We start from the raw sequence: 17,561 nt of genomic DNA, 5'->3' as shown, positions 1-17,561 counted from the left end.
TGTTGTGTCCTTTAATCACTTAACTTGATAATTGACGGTGATGACACCCGTCTCTTGTGTTGGTTTAAGCTCATAGCGTACGTCACTGTCCGCTAGCGTTATTTTTTGACGTAAGTAGTTTCGCCCACCGTGTTCACGAACGACTTCGACGTACAACGTGTAATTTCCTTGTTCCAAACGCTCCCCTGAGTCATTGGTTCCATCCCAGACAAAGCGGTACTGACCAGCAGGACGTGTTGCAGAAGTCACCGCATCAACAAGTTCACGATCATAACGACCCGTTTTTCTCCACCAGCTGCGTAGATCTTTTAACCATTCGTCTTTCCCTACCCATAACTGAATGGTTTTAACCGGTTTACGCTGATCGTTTTCAACCCAAACCGCCACATAAGGGCGTGCATACATTGAGGTATCTATCTTTGGAAGTTCGAGTTCGAAGTCGACCTTCGCGTTATCTGGTAGAGGCGCCGCGGAAAGAGAGAAAGGAGTAAAAGCCGCGATCAAAGCGGCTTTACAAAAGTGATTACGGCGGAAAAATCTTCCTGTGTTCAACATAAGTGTTCTCTAAAAAGCTGTTATGGAACAGCAACAAAATAAATTACGAGCGACAGTAACGTACCAAAGCTCATCCATTGCATTGACGTTCTGAGCGTCTTCTTCTTAGGCAGTAACAAGCACACGCCTGTAAGAACAAAAAACACCATCAAAAGCGCAGTGACGTCGATAAACCACTTCCAAATCCCACCACTGTTGCGTCCTTTATGTAGATCGTTCAGCAGCGCAACAATACCGTAGTGCGTCGTTTCGACGTCTGCTGCACCAGTAGTCATATCAATAAAGACCGTAGCGTTATAACCCGGGCCTTTAAAATCCATAGAAAGCTCTCCGAGTAACAACTCACCTTGCTCAACTTCGGTATACACATCTAGTGCGGAGGGAGTGCCGCGAAGCTCGGTTTCTTTAGTCAAGAAAGCTACCAGTTCTTCACGATTAGGTTGAAAGGTATCTGAATGTGAGAATAGAACTGAGTGCGGAACCGTCAGAGTATGTTGTTGAATGATAGGTTCACTGCGTTCAAACAATTCGGGGCGATTGAGGGTAATACCAGTTACTGCAAAAAACAGCGTAACTAAGAGAAGAGCCATCGAAATATAGATATGTAGGCGGCGAGCCCAAGTTTGAACACCTTTGCTTTTAAGCAACATAGAAACAATCATCACCAATAAATGTGGGGCATAATTTAGGTGATAATCATTCGTATTGGCATTTAATTTACATTGTTTACTTTTTCAATTCAGCTTGGCTTGCAAATGTTTTAGCTATTTGGGCCAATGCGAGTTACCGATTGCCTACCCTCTAGATAATAACCCTATCAATTTTAATGACTCAAAATTTAATGATATTTCCAATACTAAAAAGTGGGATAGACTCCACCAAAATGCGCCTTTATGTATATTTAATGAAAAGCTTAAAAGCTATCCATAAACTAGATAAAAAAGGTAAGCTAAGAAGTTAGTGTAGGGTTAGATAGAGAAGATTTTCTGATGCTAGCCAAACGTTATGGTGTAGTTCAGAAGGAAAAATATGAACAAGAATGTTGGAATAATTCTCTTATCACTTTTCTCAAGTGTCACTTTCGCAAGTGAAAAGTTTGAAGCCAGTTTGTTTAACAACGTAAGCCAATCTATCGATAATTATGGTGCTAAGATAAAGCTGTGCGAATCTATGGCAGACCAGAATACACCTGACAAACAAACCCTAGAGTATTCAAAGAACCATATAGAAGCATTAACTCCTGCTCTACCTTTTTTAAGCGAAAAAGCTTTTGAAGCTTGTGTCTTAAAAGAGAAACAAGAACTAGCATATTACTTATTAATAGCAAAAAATAACGCTTCAAGAACCTCAACATTAAAGCTTGTAGAATCGACTGAAAGCCTTACTTTTCATATCGAACCTACATCTATAGAAAAGTTTGAAACACTGAGCAAAGTACATCAAGAATATATAGAGAAAAGCCCCTTTTTCTCCCGACCATTTGATGCGTTAGCCTTTTATGAAAAACTCATGCAGTAAATAGCCTTTATGACTTTAGATAAAAAATACCCGAGACTGAGCTCGGGTATTTAATAAAAATGTTCGCTATGAGTTCTGCGTCGATTCTACTTTGCGTAGCTGTGATAGATACTTAACCCAACTTTTTGCCTGATTCGATGGCTTAATCTCATTCGCTCTTTTGGCATTAGCGAGCGCATCGTCAAACCGCTTAAGTTTGTAGTAAGCGCGAGTTTTGATAAGTGCAACATCCGCTTTACGACCTCTGACATTATCGAGCGCGGCAATGGCATCTTTATAATGGCCTTCTTGCACCAGCAGTTGAGAATAGTTCCAGTAATACTGCCTATCTAGCTGAGCTGCAATACGCCAGCTATCAATAGACTCTTCCCACTCTTTTGCCATTTGCCAATACGTTGCTTGCTGAGCTTTTAGCTTACTATTCGAGTTTACATCCTCTAGCTCGTTCATCACCAATGCAGCTCTCTCAGGAATACCTCGTTTCGCGTACAATTGTGCCAGCAGCTTTAAGTCATCTTGGCTAAGTTGTAACCCTTTCAGTTTTGCCAACGCCAAAGAGTCTAGGGCACGTTTGTTGTCATCAACCCGTAGGTATAGAGCAACAAGCTGACGCCACCATTCAATTCGCTCAGGTTCAATCACGATTAAGCGTTTGATGGTCGAGATTGCCGGCTTCCACTTTTTCAGTTCTAGCTCAGCAGAAAGCTTTATCGACAATGCGCCAAGCTTGTCTGGCTGACCAAATTTCTCATAACGAGCCATTGCTGAAAGCACTTTTTGCCACTGACTCAGTTGATAATGAGATTGGGAAATACGCAGCCATAGCTCATGCGCTTTTTGACCTTTAGGAATGTTTTTGCTCAAGGCATAGTAATGAGGTAAAGCCTTAGAAAAACGTTGCTCGTTTAGTAGTATATCAGCCAACATTTTTCGGGTTTGCCATGCTTGCTCATCTTGTAGCAAACCACTATTGACTGCCAACTCAAGTTGCTTAATCGCCGCTTGAGTTTGCTCGTTCTGCCAGTAAAAAATACCCAACATTCGAGCGACATAAGCTTGGTCATATCCACGAGAAAGCTCCATAGCCTCAAGAGATGAAATCGCTTCTTTTAGTTTCTCCTCTTGAGCCAAGTTGTGTGCTCGTTGAACTCTCGCTGCGGTGTATTGGCTTAACTCACTGGCAATGGTTGAGAGTGCACTCAGGCTTAATACCGTACCGATTAAGAATTTTTTCATCATTTGGCTAACTTGAACTCCACTTTAGCGGTTTGTCCGAACTGCTCAATTGACACACCATCCTCAACTTTTGGCTGATACTTCCATTTTTTAAGCGCACGGATTGCTTCCCTTTCAAACATGCGCTCGGGCTCAGCCTCGATCACTTCAATATCTTTTGGTCGTCCAGTTGCATCGATCGTGAAACGCATAATGACATAACCTTCCACTCTACGTTTCAGCGCCTTACTTGGATAGCGAGGATCAACACGATACAACGGCAGTGCTTGCTGGTTGCCCATTGTTCCCTTCAAGTTTGGGGCACTGATCGCGATACCTTCAAGGGCAGTGTTTAAACCTAAAGCACTGACTGGCGTCATCTGACTCATTGGTTCCATTTGAGTGTCAGCTTGAGACAGATCCATTGGCTCCGGCGCTTGAGGTGGTTCTGGTTGCTCCGGCACTGAACGTTGACGACGCTGCACGTCTGCTTCATTCTCTACCATCACCATATCAAAACGAACGGCTTCTGAAGCTTCTGGTGCACGCTGGTTGCCTTTATCAACCATCCACGCCATAAAGCTAAACAAGCTCACAGAAATTAACAGTGATGCTGGTAGTGCAAGTAACAGCCTGCCCATTAAGGTTTCTCCGCCGCCAATGCAATGTTCTTCACACCCGCCGCCTTTGCAGCGTCCATCACTTTCACGACAGTGCCATTGTAAGCATGCTCGTCAGCTTGGATAACTAACGAGGCATCAGGCTGATCAAGTAACAAGTGCTCAATAGAGGCCTCAACACGCTCAATATCAACCACTCGTTTGTCGATGTACACATCATTCGCTGCCGTTACTGCGATAAAAATGCCCGCATCTTTTTGGCTTACTACATTAGAAGCCTGAGGGCGATTCACTTCTACACCGGATTCACGTACAAACGAACTGGTCACAATGAAGAAGATCAACATGATGAAGACGATATCAAGCATCGAGGTTAAATCGACTTGAGCTTCATCTTGTTGGTTAGGTCTGCGTCCGAGTCTCACTTTTGACTCCTTAAAGATTGTTCTAACTGGATAGCTTTTCGTTCACACACTTTGCTAAGGCGAGCATGAATAAACATGCCCGCAAGCGCTGCTACCATACCTGCCATGGTTGGCAGCGTAGCAAGTGAGATACCAGAAGCCATCAATTTCGGATTGCTGCTGCCTTGCGATGCCATTACGTCAAACACCGTAATCATGCCTGTCACCGTCCCTAACAACCCTAGCATTGGGCAAACCGCCACAAGTAGCTTAATAGTCGATAGGTTTTGGCGCAGTTCGATTTGCGCTTTTGCAATCCATCCTTCACGGATTTGATGCGCGTACCAAGAGTGGTGCTCTGATCTTGCTTGCCACTGCTCACAAAGCTGTTTTTTTACCCCAGGGAAAACCGTTGTGAGATAAATAACTCGCTCCATAACCAACAGCCAGCACACCGCCACGACGGCGGCCAGCCACCATAGGATTTGACCACCTTGCTGCATAAAGCTCATCAAGGTTGTGGCCCAATCCTCACTGATCAAACCCAATGTGCTGAGTAGGATCTGCTCCATTACGCTGCGTTCTCCGCTAAGGTGTTAGAGTGACTTTTGTTACTCGGCATATCACGCTCAGCTTGTTCTGCAACTAAACCGATGCCTTGTTTTTCTAAGATACTGCGAATATTTTCTGCTTGAGAGCTCAATACGTTGTGCGCTAATAGCAAAGGCATGGCTGAAACAAGGCCAAGTACGGTAGTCACAAGTGCCATTGAAATACCACCCGCCATTACTTTCGGATCACCATTACCAAATTGAGTGATGACTTGGAAGGTTTCGATCATACCCGTTACCGTGCCTAGTAGGCCAAGCATAGGAGCTAGAGCAGCAAGAAGCTTAAGCATCGACAACCCTTTTTCTAGGTGGGTTTGCTCATCAACAACAGCTTCCAAAAGACGTAGTTCTAACGCTTCTACGCTGCGATGCTTGTCTTTCTGGTATACCGCAAGCACGCGACCCAAAGGGTTGTTTCCTGGCTGCGCTGGGGTTTTCAGTTGCTTCATGATTTTCTGGCGCGAAATCATCAGAGATGCACCACGTACGAGCGCAATCAATAGGCCGATAGCCAATAAACCAAGGATGATTTTGCCGACAACGCCACCCGCATTTAGGCGATCAGCCAAAGTCGGTGAGTTTGCGAGCTGCTCAAGAAGAATGCCACGTGACGGATCTATGACAAGCGCATCAATGTCACCAGAGGAAATAGTATTCGCTGTTGGACCGCTTTCAGGCTGACGAAGATAGTTTACCGCATCTCCGCGTTGACCATTCCACTTAACGTAGCCAGTGTCATCCAGCAGCGCCATAGAACCAAGACGAACACCACTAACCGTTTGTTCACGACCCTCGCCATTTAGCAGTGTGAAAGAGACGTTTGCCATTTCACCGCTTGCTTTGATTTGTTCTTCCATGCTGCGCCACATCGCCTGAAGTTGGGTCAACGTTGGCAGTGATTTAGCCGCAACAATAGCATCGATATCTTTCTGATATGAGTTTGCATCTACACCGGTTACTGAGCTTTTTAGCTCAGACTCTAGCTCTTTTGCGTTCTGGCGAACGACGCCAAATAACTCACCTAGGCTCCCGGTTTCTAGACGCAACTTTTCTTCTAGCTGTGCCAGTTCTGCTTCATTTTCACCGAAGGTAACACTTAATGAGTCCGCCTCTGCTTGAAGAGCAGCACGCTCTGCCACCAATTTATTCTTTATAGCCTGTAGGTCTTGCTCTGTTTGCTTAAAACCTGATTCACGCGCGACATTGTGCGATTGCTGTTGACGATTTTCTTGCTGCGCCTTTTGTAACAACGCATCACTAGCAAAAGTTGTATAAGGCATTAATGCGGCTGTCGAGATTAATGCAACCGATAACCATTTTTTCATCATTTATTTGCCCTCCGCAGCGGTTAACGACACTGGCAGAGTTAACATACTCGGCGCGATCTGTTTATTCGCCATAGCGAACGCTTTGTCTAGCTCTGATTTTTGCTCAGAACCCACTTGTTGCCATGCTTGTTGTTGCTGTGACCAGCTCCAAAATGTGTCACCAGATAAGCTACGCGCTACCAAAGACAAACGGCCTAAATAGAGAATGTCCGCCTCCACAGCTTCATTGTCACCCAGGTTAATCTTGCCTTGGTAAACGCCAAGCTTGGTGCCGTAATCCATTTCAATTTGGTACGCTTCTAAAATACGACGAAACTTCTCTGCATCCGCAACGTCTGCACGCGTCATCATGGAATCCAGCTTTGCAATTCGCTCCTCACGTTGCGCTTTGCGTATAGGCTTGTCGTTAGCGACGAGCACTTTTAAGCCCTCAAGCATGTGATACATTAAAGGCACGACACCTTGACGAGTTTGAGCAATCTGTTCAATTTGCTCGTTCAAGCTATCAACTTCTTGATTTTGGCTCTCAACAAGGCTTGCAAGATGATCGCGATAAATCTTCAAGTTACCGACTTCTTCTTGCAGCTGCTCAATTTCAGCTTCTAGAGTAAGTGATTTTTCTGCGCTTGCATCAATACGTTTTTGGCTTACCGCCGACGACTGGTTTGTTTTACTCTGCACAGCTTGTGCATCGTTTAAGTTCGCCGCGTGAGCGGGAATCAAAACCGATGATATCAACAGAGCGATACTTGATTTCATTAGATTCATACGAGTTATATTTCTGTGTTCCAAAAACGACCAAAGGGGAAGACTACCCTTCCCCTTTAATAATCAAATTGTTATCAGTACTTGAACTGGATTGTTGCCATGTAGTTGCGGCTTTCTCCAACCACAACCCCACTCGCACCTTTTTGCTCGCCATTCGTGCTACCACCACCTGCGAAGTAGTCGGTATCGAATAAATTCTCGACATTGAATCGAGCAATGATATCCAAGTTTTCATCGTACTTATGTTTGTATGACACGCCCATATCAACGCGAGCGTAGCCATCTTTCTTGAAGGTGTTCTTTGCATCACCGTAGCGATCACCTTCATAAATCAAACCAAGGTTTAAGTTAGTGTTGTCTTGAACCTTGTAGCTAGACCATAGACTTGCCGAGAACTCTGGCACGTCTACAGGGCGGTTACCTTCATATCTTTCTGCCTTCTTAAGCTCTGCATCCAAATACATTGCAGAAGCGGTTAGCGACAACTCTGGGGTCACAAAACCTTGAGCCATTAACTCAGCGCCTTTGTGAACTTGCTCACCACCTTGCGTTTTCTTGTGTAGGAGATTGCCGCCCGCGTCTTTGCCGCTTTCAACATCCAGCGAGATGTTCTCTAATGTGATATCAAACACAGCACCAGATACAAATAAACGCTGATCAAACAGTTCCCACTTCGTACCGATTTCATAAGAGATACCACGCTCAGCGTCGAGTTTCTCACCTTCATTGATGTAGGTACGACTACCGTTGCTGACTTCACCTTGAGGCATGAAGCTTTCAGAATACTGAACGTAAACCGAGCCATTCGTCGATGGGTGGAAAATGACACCAAATTTTGGAGAAACCTGGTTTTCGGTCAGTTCATCATCACGCTTTTCGTCATAACGAACACCTGCAAGCACTTGCCAGTAATCATTAATCGTCATCATATTTTGCGCGTAGATACCCCAAGTATCGTACTCAGCAGTTGGTGATTTCTTCGAACTACGATAGCTAGGCTTAGGCACCGTTTCTCCTGGCGCAATACTCGCCTCATTATGAAATGCCATAAAGCGATCATAACTGTAATCTAAGTAGTTAGCGCCCACTAACAACGTATTTTCCGTACCGAACAAAGTAAAGTCCGTCGTCACATCTATATATGCAGTATCAAATACCCAATTATCGGAGCGATCGTTGCCTCGATGCTTAATCGTATTTAACTCTTCATACTGATCAAACTTAGGGTAAGACTCTACATCAAAACGCTTAAAGTCTTGGCGGTTGTAACCTGCTTTTACGTTCACGTTATCCGTGACTTGCGCATTAATATCGACACCGTAGTTTTCTACTTCGTTATCAATTTCAGACCACTGCGCATCCCAAATGTACTTATCACCGCGAACCGCTTTGCCATCAACAATGTATGCGCCAGAGTCCACGCTACCATCGTCTTTCGTGCGATCGTAATGAGCCGATACCATAAAGTTGTCTGTGATATCGTACTCAACCACTAGGCCAGCTACCGTACGATCTGTTTTAGGCTCAGTGCCATCACCGTACCTGCGCCAAGAGCCGTAGCTTTCTTTGGCAAAAATTGCGCGCGCTCGCAGTGTCTCTGCATCATTTAGCGCGCCGCTCACATCAAGCACAGTGCGTGAGTGATCATTCGAACCTAGATCTTGACTCAAACTTGCTTGTGTTTGAGTTGTTGGTTTTTTCGAAACCATGTTTACCAAACCACCCGGCTCAGATTTACCGTATAGCAGACCTGATGGACCTTTAAGCACTTCAACACGCTCTAAAAGCTCAATTGGCTGACGGTAGTGTGACCAGTGTTGACGACCATCACGAAGAAAACCGTCTGAACTGCTAAGTTCAAAACCACGTAGAGAGAAACGTTCGCGGTTACGGCTTGTACCACCCGCGCTAACACTTGCATCGTTACGTAGCACTTCACCAAGTGTACTTGCACGCTGCTCATCAATTACCGTTTCATCGATAACCGCTACTTGTCCCGGCGTTTCCAGCTGCGTCATTTCCATGCGCATTGCTGTACTGTTTGTATCTGCCTTGTAGCCGAACTCTCGACCTTCTACAACTACATGTTCGTCTGTTTGAACTTCCGCCACTGCAGGTGTTGCTAACACTGCACCGATCACTAACGCCAAATGGCTCTTAGTAAACATATCCTTTCACTCCGATTATTATTTTTCGGGTCACATACTTGTTGAATGCGATTCCCTCTTAATTATTTCGCGGGTGAATATAAGTGATAAGTATTACCATTTGCATTAAATTTACATTCTTTGCATTTGCAAACTTTTGTAAAGTACTCTCTGATGATGCGCCATGATAATGTGACATTAATCACAAAAATTACAACTTAATCATACTTATTGCTTGAACACTAAAGTAACCCTCAAACCGCCTTGCTCACGGTTTTTCGCCGTGACTGCTCCACCCATAATACGCATGGATTCTTTGACAATCGCAAGACCTAAACCGTAGCCACCAAGCTTTTTATCTCTAGAAGCATCTAAGCGTGTAAACGGATCAAAAATATCGACCAGCTTGTTCTCTGGAATACCAGGCCCATCATCAGATACTGACATGGTGGTGAATTGCTGCCCTTCTTTGACATAATTTTCCAGAGAAACTTCTATCTGAGATGCTTGTCCTGAATATTTAATGGCATTACCAATAAGATTGTTCAAACAACGAATGACCAGCGTTTCTTCACAAATGGCTTTAGCACATACAGCTTCTGAGCGGAAAGACAACGTCTGTTCTGACTTCAAATCTATTTTGCAACGTTCTACTTGCGGGGAGAGCAAAACTTCTAAATCACAGCGTTTCGTGGCTTTGTCGAAGCGCGCATTTTCCAAGCGACTGAACTCCAATATATCGCTGATCAAATGGTTTAGCTCTTTTGCTTCATCTTCTAGCCTTGTCACTAGGCTTTGCTCACTTTCTCCAACACGCTTTCGCAAAAGATGCAGAACCAAGTTCTGCCTCGCTAACGGCGTTCTCAATTCGTGAGAGACATCTCTTATAAGCAGTCGCTGCTTTTCAGCGAGAGAATGAATCTGTTGCGTCATGTGATCGAAGTCTTGCGCTAACTCGTTAAACTCACGCGTGCTCGACTTCAGCTCTTTCACGACACTGACATTAAAATCGCCATTAGATAGCTTTTTGCTTGCTTCTCTCAATCGATCCAATGGTTGCTGTAAGTTACGTGCCATTAGCAGTGAAAAGAGCGCCAAAATAACCACTGCAATCACGACTTTGAGAATAGAGAAATACAGAATGAAGTCATTTGCAGGGTGCAGTCGATGTGGCAACTGAATCACTAAAGTATTGCCATGAACTAAAGGAATATTGATGATGGGGCGATTCACTTTCCCCTCAAGTTGATCATCAATGCTTCTCTTAAATTGAAGTTTGAACTCGAAGTGCGGATGCATCAGACGGTGCGTAACTGGTTGCTGATGTTCATTCAACACAAATAAATAAAAGTTTTGCGCATTTGCCCAGTCAGCAAGTTCGTCCATGTCTCCGTGCTCAATCAATACATTGGCTTGATGTGCAAGGTCTAGCATTTCTTCTCGCACACTATCGGGCACTTTCAACATGGCTTTCACCAGAGCTTGTTCCGCTAAGGATTGCACGACCAAAATACTAATGACAATTGCGGTCATGCAACTAAATAACTTGAACGCTAAGCTATCTTTACGTTTTGCAATAAAAGGTGGACACCGGAGCTTCATTAACGGTTTACAGCCTCTAAATAACTGTAACCTTTGCCACGGAAGGTTTTGATATGTTGCTTGGAAAGCCCCGCTTCAACTAACTTGCGACGTATGTTACTGATGTGCATATCAAGGTTGCGATCAAAAGGACTCAGCTCTTTCTTTAACACTTCAGTTTGAAGCTCTGCTTTTGAAATCACGACTCCTTGGTTTTTTACCAAGTAGCTCAATAGTTCAGCTTCCGTACTTGTGAGGGGTAAGCTATTAAGCTGGTCACTGATCGTTTGAACGGTACTACACATCGTCTGACGTTGACGTTCCAAGCCAACACGACGAAGAATCGCTTTGATGCGCATTAGAAGCTCAGCGACATTAAAGGGCTTTCCGATATACTGATCGGCCCCCGCTTGGTAACCATCAAGCATCGAGTTTTCATCGTTGAGAGCGGTAAGCATTAGGATAGGTGTCGCGAAGCGCTGACAGATCCTACGAGCAACTTGCATACCGTTAAGGTTTGGTAACATGACATCAAGCAATACAAGATCTACAGGCGTTTTTTCCATATATTGCAGCGCACTTTCACCGCAATGTACAGAAGAGACGATGTAGCCCTCCTCTTGCAAAACCGCTTCTAACAGCTCACACAAAGGAACGTCATCATCGACTATCAAAACTCGTGACATTACCACTCACCATTCAAATAAAAATGGTTCGCATTTTATTACTCATTTACCAATTAAACAACTACACACTCTAAGGCTTTAAGTCCACAGGACTCAGTCCAAGAAGCAGCAACGTGCCATTAGAGTTTAATGTTCACTTTTACTAAAGGTTCCTAACAATATGCACCTAGATATATCTTCATAGAAAAAACGAGTACAATCTGGCAACCGCAAAGCAAAAGATAAAGCGAATGGAAACGTTATTAATTGGTCACCGTGGCGTGGCAGGTTCATACCCTGAGAATACAAAAATAAGCATTCAAGCAGCCATTGACCTGGGATTAAAGTGGGTGGAAGTGGATATACAGCCTACCAAAGATAATGTTTTAGTGGTTTGCCATGATCATACCGTCAATCGATGCAGCAATGGACAAGGCCGTGTTGATGAGCTCACCCTGGAAGAGTTAAAAGCATTAGATTTCGGTAGTTGGTTTAGCACAGACTTTTCAGGCGAGAAGATCGTGACACTAGATGAACTGCTCACTTTAGCTACTGAGAATAAGCTTAACTTGAATATCGAAGTTAAAGTAGACAACCATCCAGCGGAAGAAGTGGCGCAGACTCTCGCCAATGCGTTAACAAAAAGTCCAATGCCGCAAGAGAATGTACTCCTATCGAGCTTTAGTCATGACGTCATTAGAGCGATGCACAAATACTGCAGTGGCTACCGATTGGGTGTGTTAAGTGAATTCTTTACGAGAAAAGATAAACGCCTTTTGGAAGAAGTTAGTGCCTATAGCTGCAACCTAAACATTAACTGGGTTCGTACTCGCCAGATAAACAAACTCCAACAAGCCGGTTACAAAGTGATGTGCTATACGGTGAACAATCCAAATAAACTGAAATACCTGCCTCAGTTAGACGGTATTTTTAGTGATCATCCACAGCGCTTTATGCCATAGCCTATAAGAGCCAGAACATTAAAGGGGACCTTTTATTACCACTCAATCTGAATTGGTGTCCCCATCTCGACAAGCTGGATAAATTCGTCCATCTCCTCGTTGGTAATCGCAATACACCCATTAGTCCAATCAAAACTTTGGATGTAAATCGGCAACTGACTCTCACCGTTTTTTAAGCCATGAATTTTGATGTTCCCTCCAGGGGACACACCTCGGCGCTTCGCTTCCAACGTATCAATCGCATCAGGGTAACTGATATGCACAGAACGATAAAAAGCAGAGTCCTCTATAACATAATCTAGAGTGTACTCGCCCTCTGGCGTGCGATTGTCTCCCTCTTCTTGTTTATGTCCTTGAGGGTTCGCTCCTAAAGCAATTCGGTATTCTTTTAGCACTGCTCCTTGTTCCATCAAATACATTCGACGCTTAGACTTGTCGACTTTAACGAGGTCAACAGCTGCGTGAGTGCCAGAAGCAAACACACAACACAAGAACATAGAGCACCATTTTACTGACATTGTCGTAACGCCTAAGCTAATAAAGTGAACAAGAAAAGAGCGATAATGCTAGTCAGTTAATGCTCGTAAAGCAAACAGTATCTAATGCGGAACCGTAAGATAGCACTCGCTGAAAGGCGTACTTCTTGTTGTTGTTTGATACAACAAAAGTCAAAGAGAAGATTTCTCTATTCATTGCGGCTAAGTTGCATTACTTTATAAGCATATTTATTTATAAAGTCCGCACTTTTTGAGAGGGAACCATGATTAACATTGCTTTTTTTAGTGCAAAATCCTACGACGAAGCCTCTTTTAATAAAATTAAAAATAACCGCGATTTTGAATTTCACTATCACGACTTCCGACTAACCGAAAAAACAGCCAAGATGGCACACGGCAGTGAAGTCGTATGTGCGTTTGTTAATGATGATCTTTCAGCTCCTGTCCTTAAACAGCTTTCTCTGGGCGGGACCAAGCTTATTGCTATGCGCTGCGCGGGATTTGATAAAGTTGATCAACAAGCAGCCAAAGAACTAGGTTTACAAGTGGTTCGAGTTCCTGCTTACTCACCAGAGGCAGTGGCAGAGCACACGGTTGGTTTAATGATGTGCCTAAACCGCCGTCTTCACAAGGCCTACCAACGGACACGTGACGCCAACTTCTCGCTAGAAGGTCTTGTTGGCTTTAACTTTTTCGGAAAAACCGTTGGTGTTATTGGTACGGGTAAGATTGGTATCGCGACGATGCGTATCTTCAAAGGGCTTGGCATGGAACTGCTTTGCTACGACCCCTACGAAAACCCATTAGCGCTAGAAATGGGAGCCCGTTACTGTTCGCTTGAAGAAATCTACGCTAATGCGGATATTATCTCTCTCCATTGTCCAATGAGTGAAGAAAACTATCACTTATTGAACGAAAAAGCCTTCGCGCAAATGAAAGATGGTGTAATGATCATTAACACCAGTCGAGGCGAGTTGCTAGATTCACTAGCCGCGATAGAAGCGTTGAAACAAGGTAAGATTGGTGCGCTTGGCCTAGACGTGTATGACAATGAAAAAGACTTATTCTTCCAAGATAAATCTAACGATGTCATTGTAGATGATGTTTTCCGCCGTTTATCGGCTTGTCATAACGTGCTGTTTACTGGCCACCAAGCATTCTTGACTCACGAAGCACTGAATAATATTGCCTCTGTGACGCTTGATAACGTCGAAGCCTTTTTCTCTGGTAACGTATCGGGCAATGAACTGATTAACTAAAGCCAGACAATCGAGAAGTATAGTAGAGCGTGTGATCTCAGCTATGCTATACTCCTCGACTATTTAAAATTTGAGCCAAATTACCATGAGCATAAAAACTGATATTCAAAAGCTGCACAACCGTTTAGATACATGCCAACGTAAACTTGATGCGGCACGTTCTCGTGGTGATCACGAAATGATTACAAAGTTCACGGATGAAGTAGAACAGCTGACCAAAAAGCTTAACCAGTTAAAGCACAAGCAAAACTATGAGCTGAACAAAGAACGTAAAAGCTTACTTGATATGCCTTTCTCTCGTGAAATCACCAAAGCAGAACAAGCGGACATCGGCAAACTGAAAAAACGTGTACGCGGCTTAGTAATCGTTCACCCATTAACAAAAGTTGGTAAAGAACTTCGCCTTGATGTGATGACAGGCTTTGCGCCAAAAGAGTTTTAAAACTCGCATTAACATTTATGGAGCCCAAGCATTTGCTTGGGCTTTTTATTTTGTACTGCTTCATTAGATTTCATCGAAATATCAATCCATAAGCTATTAAAAAGGCCAGCGACAAAAGCCACTGACCTATTTCGACCAATATCGTCCGCATTACATCTCAACGTTACGACAGTTGCTGCAACTTGTGCTCCACAACGGGATCATTCGGAACCAACTGCTGAGCGACTTCCAAAAGCTGTACTGCATCTTGCGGGTTGTCATACTCATGCTTAAGTGCAATATCAACAAGTGGCTGAATATCGATTTGCGCTTGATGCTCCTTCACATGTTCTTTCTTTTCTTCAATTAGTACATTATGAGCGGTACTCAGTAAGTTTAAACGATGCTGTGAACTCGCATTCGCCTTGTTAAGGCACTGATAGTAATCTTCTTTTAAGCGCAGCGTTTTGGTCTGATGACGAAACTGCGCTATATCTATCTTCTGATAACGTATAAAGTCTACGGCCACTTGCTTATAAAAACCGAATTTATTCAAATACGTCGCGTGGGTACCATGTCCCATCCCAAAGACTCTCAAGTGAGTGAGCTCTGGGTAGCGTTTGGCGTGAAGGCGGTCGATTTCATTAGTTGGATCATAAATGATGTAGCCTTTTGCATCGCCAAGGTCAAGGTCGTGATACTTTCCTTCCCAATCAAATTGTTGGGCTAGTTCAGTACTTGGCCTATCATCCCATGGCACCAAAACTTTGTTTTTTGTGCTGACCGGGTGAAACATCAATACTTGATCCAACTTTAATAGATTGGAAAAGGCACCAATAGCAAAACCACCGCGGCTAAGCCCATAACCTAAACGACATTCAAAAGGCTCAAGTAAAGTTGATAGCTGCTCTAGAAAGAAAATCAAATTACGGCTGCGAAACCAATTACTTTTCCCAAGGTGCTGAAATGAAATAATATTTACTTTTTGTTTCTGGGCTAAGCGATAGCCCCAAGGCGCAAAGTCTGAGTGTAAGTCCTGTACTTGTAGATTCGTACCAGCAGGGGAAAAGGTGAACAACAACGGTTTATTGCGGTCGACAAACTCATACTTAACAAATACATCATCAAGTAAGTCCTCCCCGGACATCGGTAGCCTGGTTTGCTGTTCTTCACGAGAAAGAGCCAGCCATTCATCCAACCAGTACAGTAACTTCATTAATCCTCCATCTAAATTGCGCCTAGCAATTGTGTTAAAAATCTAGTTTTTAGTGTGTGATCATCTCCCCCTGGTTACAGGGGACTCTGATATCAGTCCTCTTTTAAAACAAAGCGTGAATTTGCTTATTAAATTGGTCAATATCTAAGGTTTGATGGCGAACAAACTCCTGCGCCACCAGATTAAAAAATTCTAATTTATCTAATTGTGTGGATTGAGTGCCGTGTCCCATACCGACGACTTTTAAATGGGTAAGCTCTGGATAACGTTCAGCATGAAGACGATCAATGCGATTGGATGGGTCATAAATAATATAACCTTTGGCATTGCCCAAATCTCGATCATGGTAGCCGCTTTCCCAAGCAAACTGCTGAGCAAGCTCAGTACTCGGCCGATCATCCCAAGGCACTAACGCTTTATTTTTAGTGCTAACAGGATAAAACAACAAAAGATGTTCTAGTTTCAGCAAGTTAGCGAACGCGCCAATTGCAAAGCCACCTCGACTTTGCCCATAACCCAAACGACATTTGAAGGGATGAAGCAACTCAGATAGCTGCTCCAGAAAGAAAATCAAATTCCGACTACGGAACCAATTACTTTGTCCTAAATGTTGAAAGGCAATAATGTTTACTTTTTGTTGTATTCCGAGCTCGTAGCCCCAAGGAGAAAAATCCGGAGTTAAGTCTTGTACCTGCACATCAGTACCAGAAGGAGAAAATGTGAACAACAATGGCTTGTTAAGATCGACGAGTTCATACTTCACAAACACATCATCAAGTAAATCGTAGCCAGAGATAGGTAAAGCCGTCTCTTGTTCTTGTTGAGTAAGAGCTTGCCATTCATCTAACCAGTAAAGTAGCTTCATTTTTTCTCCAAGTACATTTGCAGTATTTAGACTGGGACTCTATCAAAATGCGTTTAAGCATCCCACGTTGAGACTTAACAAAGCTCTATTTGAAGCCCAAATGACACGTATGGAAATGTCTTCGATTGAAGGTATTACTGCGTAAACTAAACCCAATGTAGGTACGCAAAAACTTGGAGAAAGAGCTAGAGAAAAACCAATTAGAAGTTTCGATAACAGCGGTTAAAAAACAGCAGATACAAAAAAACCGCTGTAAGAACAGCGGTTTTTTTAAAAGTGGCGGAGAGATAGGGATTTGAACCCTAGATACGCTATTAACGTATGCCGGTTTTCAAGACCGGTGCTTTCAACCACTCAGCCATCTCTCCACAAATTGTTACTAAAACTTAGTCTTATACTATTGATGCTAATTTTTAGTTTTGCCTTCAGTTATACCAAGTGAAAAGGAAACTTGAAAGCGATGTTTAAAGCCTGGCGATGTCCTACTCTCACATGGGGAAGCCCCACACTACCATCGGCGCTATTTCGTTTCACTTCTGAGTTCGGCATGGAAATCAGGTGGGTCCAAAACGCTATGGTCGCCAAGCAAATTCTTTAATTCGGAAAGCTGTTTTTTTAATTCTCGTTCTTACACATTCAATGTTCTTTCATTGAGTCCATCAAAACCCCTTGGGTGTTGTATGGTTAAGCCTCACGGGCAATTAGTACAGGTTAGCTCAACGCCTCACAACGCTTACACACCCTGCCTATCAACGTCGTAGTCTACGACAACCCTTTAGGATACTTAAAGTATCAGGGAGAACTCATCTCAAGGCTCGCTTCCCGCTTAGATGCTTTCAGCGGTTATCGATCCCGAACTTAGCTACCGGGCAATGCGTCTGGCGACACAACCCGAACACCAGAGGTTCGTCCACTCCGGTCCTCTCGTA

General features: G+C 43.6%; 18 protein-coding genes, 1 tRNA gene and 2 rRNA genes. 4 read left to right on the top strand and 17 right to left on the bottom strand.

Annotation, left to right across the window (positions count from 1 at the left end; translation table 11 throughout):
• Positions 1-15: 15 nt before the first annotated feature.
• On the bottom strand, positions 16-555 hold the full coding sequence (locus tag R7Z10_RS04765; protein ID WP_025768071.1) for a DUF2271 domain-containing protein: 540 nt from the start codon (positions 553-555) through the stop codon (positions 16-18).
• Between the two features lie 20 nt (positions 556-575).
• Entirely contained in the window at positions 576-1,205 is a 630-nt protein-coding gene (locus tag R7Z10_RS04760; protein WP_021035904.1) for a PepSY-associated TM helix domain-containing protein, read from the bottom strand.
• Between the two features lie 379 nt (positions 1,206-1,584).
• Here R7Z10_RS04760 and R7Z10_RS04755 point away from each other — a divergent pair, with 379 nt between their 5' ends.
• Complete coding sequence (locus tag R7Z10_RS04755; protein ID WP_318104145.1) at positions 1,585-2,073, top strand: hypothetical protein; 489 nt, start codon at positions 1,585-1,587, stop codon at positions 2,071-2,073.
• 66 nt (positions 2,074-2,139) lie between these two features.
• Here the strand turns inward: R7Z10_RS04755 and R7Z10_RS04750 are convergent, their stop codons facing one another.
• The 9 genes from R7Z10_RS04750 to R7Z10_RS04710 all read right to left on the bottom strand — a co-directional run bounded on the left by R7Z10_RS04750 (position 2,140) and on the right by R7Z10_RS04710 (position 11,433).
• Positions 2,140-3,312, bottom strand: a complete 1,173-nt coding sequence (locus R7Z10_RS04750) for a hypothetical protein (protein ID WP_005374255.1) — start codon at positions 3,310-3,312, stop codon at positions 2,140-2,142.
• Positions 3,309-3,929, bottom strand: a complete 621-nt coding sequence (locus R7Z10_RS04745; RefSeq protein ID WP_005374256.1) for an energy transducer TonB — start codon at positions 3,927-3,929, stop codon at positions 3,309-3,311. The genes R7Z10_RS04750 and R7Z10_RS04745 overlap by 4 nt, the downstream gene beginning before the upstream one ends.
• The gene (locus tag R7Z10_RS04740) at positions 3,929-4,333 is read right to left on the bottom strand and encodes a biopolymer transporter ExbD (RefSeq protein ID WP_005374257.1); all 405 of its coding nucleotides are present in this window, start codon (positions 4,331-4,333) and stop codon (positions 3,929-3,931) included. Before R7Z10_RS04740 ends, R7Z10_RS04745 begins: the two co-directional genes overlap by 1 nt.
• The gene (locus tag R7Z10_RS04735) at positions 4,330-4,884 is read right to left on the bottom strand and encodes a MotA/TolQ/ExbB proton channel family protein (protein WP_017635540.1); all 555 of its coding nucleotides are present in this window, start codon (positions 4,882-4,884) and stop codon (positions 4,330-4,332) included. Before R7Z10_RS04735 ends, R7Z10_RS04740 begins: the two co-directional genes overlap by 4 nt.
• Positions 4,884-6,251, bottom strand: a complete 1,368-nt coding sequence (locus tag R7Z10_RS04730; protein WP_053350833.1) for a MotA/TolQ/ExbB proton channel family protein — start codon at positions 6,249-6,251, stop codon at positions 4,884-4,886. The genes R7Z10_RS04735 and R7Z10_RS04730 overlap by 1 nt, the downstream gene beginning before the upstream one ends.
• Positions 6,252-7,019, bottom strand: coding sequence for a DUF3450 domain-containing protein (locus R7Z10_RS04725; protein ID WP_005374260.1), 768 nt, complete (start codon positions 7,017-7,019; stop codon positions 6,252-6,254).
• A gap of 74 nt (positions 7,020-7,093) precedes the next feature.
• Positions 7,094-9,187, bottom strand: coding sequence for a TonB-dependent siderophore receptor (locus R7Z10_RS04720; RefSeq protein ID WP_213871503.1), 2,094 nt, complete (start codon positions 9,185-9,187; stop codon positions 7,094-7,096).
• A gap of 207 nt (positions 9,188-9,394) precedes the next feature.
• Positions 9,395-10,768, bottom strand: a complete 1,374-nt coding sequence (locus R7Z10_RS04715) for a sensor histidine kinase (RefSeq protein WP_054579203.1) — start codon at positions 10,766-10,768, stop codon at positions 9,395-9,397.
• Entirely contained in the window at positions 10,768-11,433 is a 666-nt protein-coding gene (locus tag R7Z10_RS04710) for a response regulator transcription factor (RefSeq protein ID WP_005386018.1), read from the bottom strand. Before R7Z10_RS04710 ends, R7Z10_RS04715 begins: the two co-directional genes overlap by 1 nt.
• A 230-nt stretch (positions 11,434-11,663) precedes the next feature.
• Here R7Z10_RS04710 and R7Z10_RS04705 point away from each other — a divergent pair, with 230 nt between their 5' ends.
• Entirely contained in the window at positions 11,664-12,374 is a 711-nt protein-coding gene (locus tag R7Z10_RS04705; RefSeq protein WP_005374268.1) for a glycerophosphodiester phosphodiesterase family protein, read from the top strand.
• A gap of 35 nt (positions 12,375-12,409) precedes the next feature.
• Here the strand turns inward: R7Z10_RS04705 and R7Z10_RS04700 are convergent, their stop codons facing one another.
• Positions 12,410-12,892 carry a murein L,D-transpeptidase family protein gene (locus R7Z10_RS04700; protein WP_017819702.1) on the bottom strand — a complete coding sequence of 161 codons (483 nt, stop codon included), beginning with the start codon at positions 12,890-12,892 and terminating at the stop codon, positions 12,410-12,412.
• Positions 12,893-13,134: 242 nt separating this feature from the next.
• Here R7Z10_RS04700 and R7Z10_RS04695 point away from each other — a divergent pair, with 242 nt between their 5' ends.
• Complete coding sequence (locus tag R7Z10_RS04695; protein ID WP_064369510.1) at positions 13,135-14,130, top strand: 2-hydroxyacid dehydrogenase; 996 nt, start codon at positions 13,135-13,137, stop codon at positions 14,128-14,130.
• Positions 14,131-14,215: 85 nt separating this feature from the next.
• On the top strand, positions 14,216-14,572 hold the full coding sequence (locus tag R7Z10_RS04690; protein ID WP_005374274.1) for a YibL family ribosome-associated protein: 357 nt from the start codon (positions 14,216-14,218) through the stop codon (positions 14,570-14,572).
• Between the two features lie 163 nt (positions 14,573-14,735).
• Here the strand turns inward: R7Z10_RS04690 and R7Z10_RS04685 are convergent, their stop codons facing one another.
• The 5 genes from R7Z10_RS04685 to R7Z10_RS04665 all read right to left on the bottom strand — a co-directional run.
• Complete coding sequence (locus R7Z10_RS04685; RefSeq protein WP_005374275.1) at positions 14,736-15,767, bottom strand: hypothetical protein; 1,032 nt, start codon at positions 15,765-15,767, stop codon at positions 14,736-14,738.
• Positions 15,768-15,870: 103 nt separating this feature from the next.
• On the bottom strand, positions 15,871-16,632 hold the full coding sequence (locus R7Z10_RS04680; RefSeq protein WP_213870206.1) for a cytosolic protein: 762 nt from the start codon (positions 16,630-16,632) through the stop codon (positions 15,871-15,873).
• Positions 16,633-16,909: 277 nt separating this feature from the next.
• A tRNA-Ser gene (locus tag R7Z10_RS04675) sits at positions 16,910-17,000 on the bottom strand.
• Between the two features lie 101 nt (positions 17,001-17,101).
• Positions 17,102-17,218: ribosomal RNA gene (rrf, locus tag R7Z10_RS04670) — 5S ribosomal RNA — on the bottom strand.
• Between the two features lie 94 nt (positions 17,219-17,312).
• Positions 17,313-17,561: ribosomal RNA gene (locus tag R7Z10_RS04665) — 23S ribosomal RNA — on the bottom strand; the annotation flags it as partial.

It is taken from the genome of Vibrio sp. Vb1018 (assembly GCF_033338775.1).
GTDB lineage: Bacteria > Pseudomonadota > Gammaproteobacteria > Enterobacterales > Vibrionaceae > Vibrio > Vibrio alginolyticus.
This window is presented reverse-complemented; position numbering and strand designations above follow the sequence as displayed.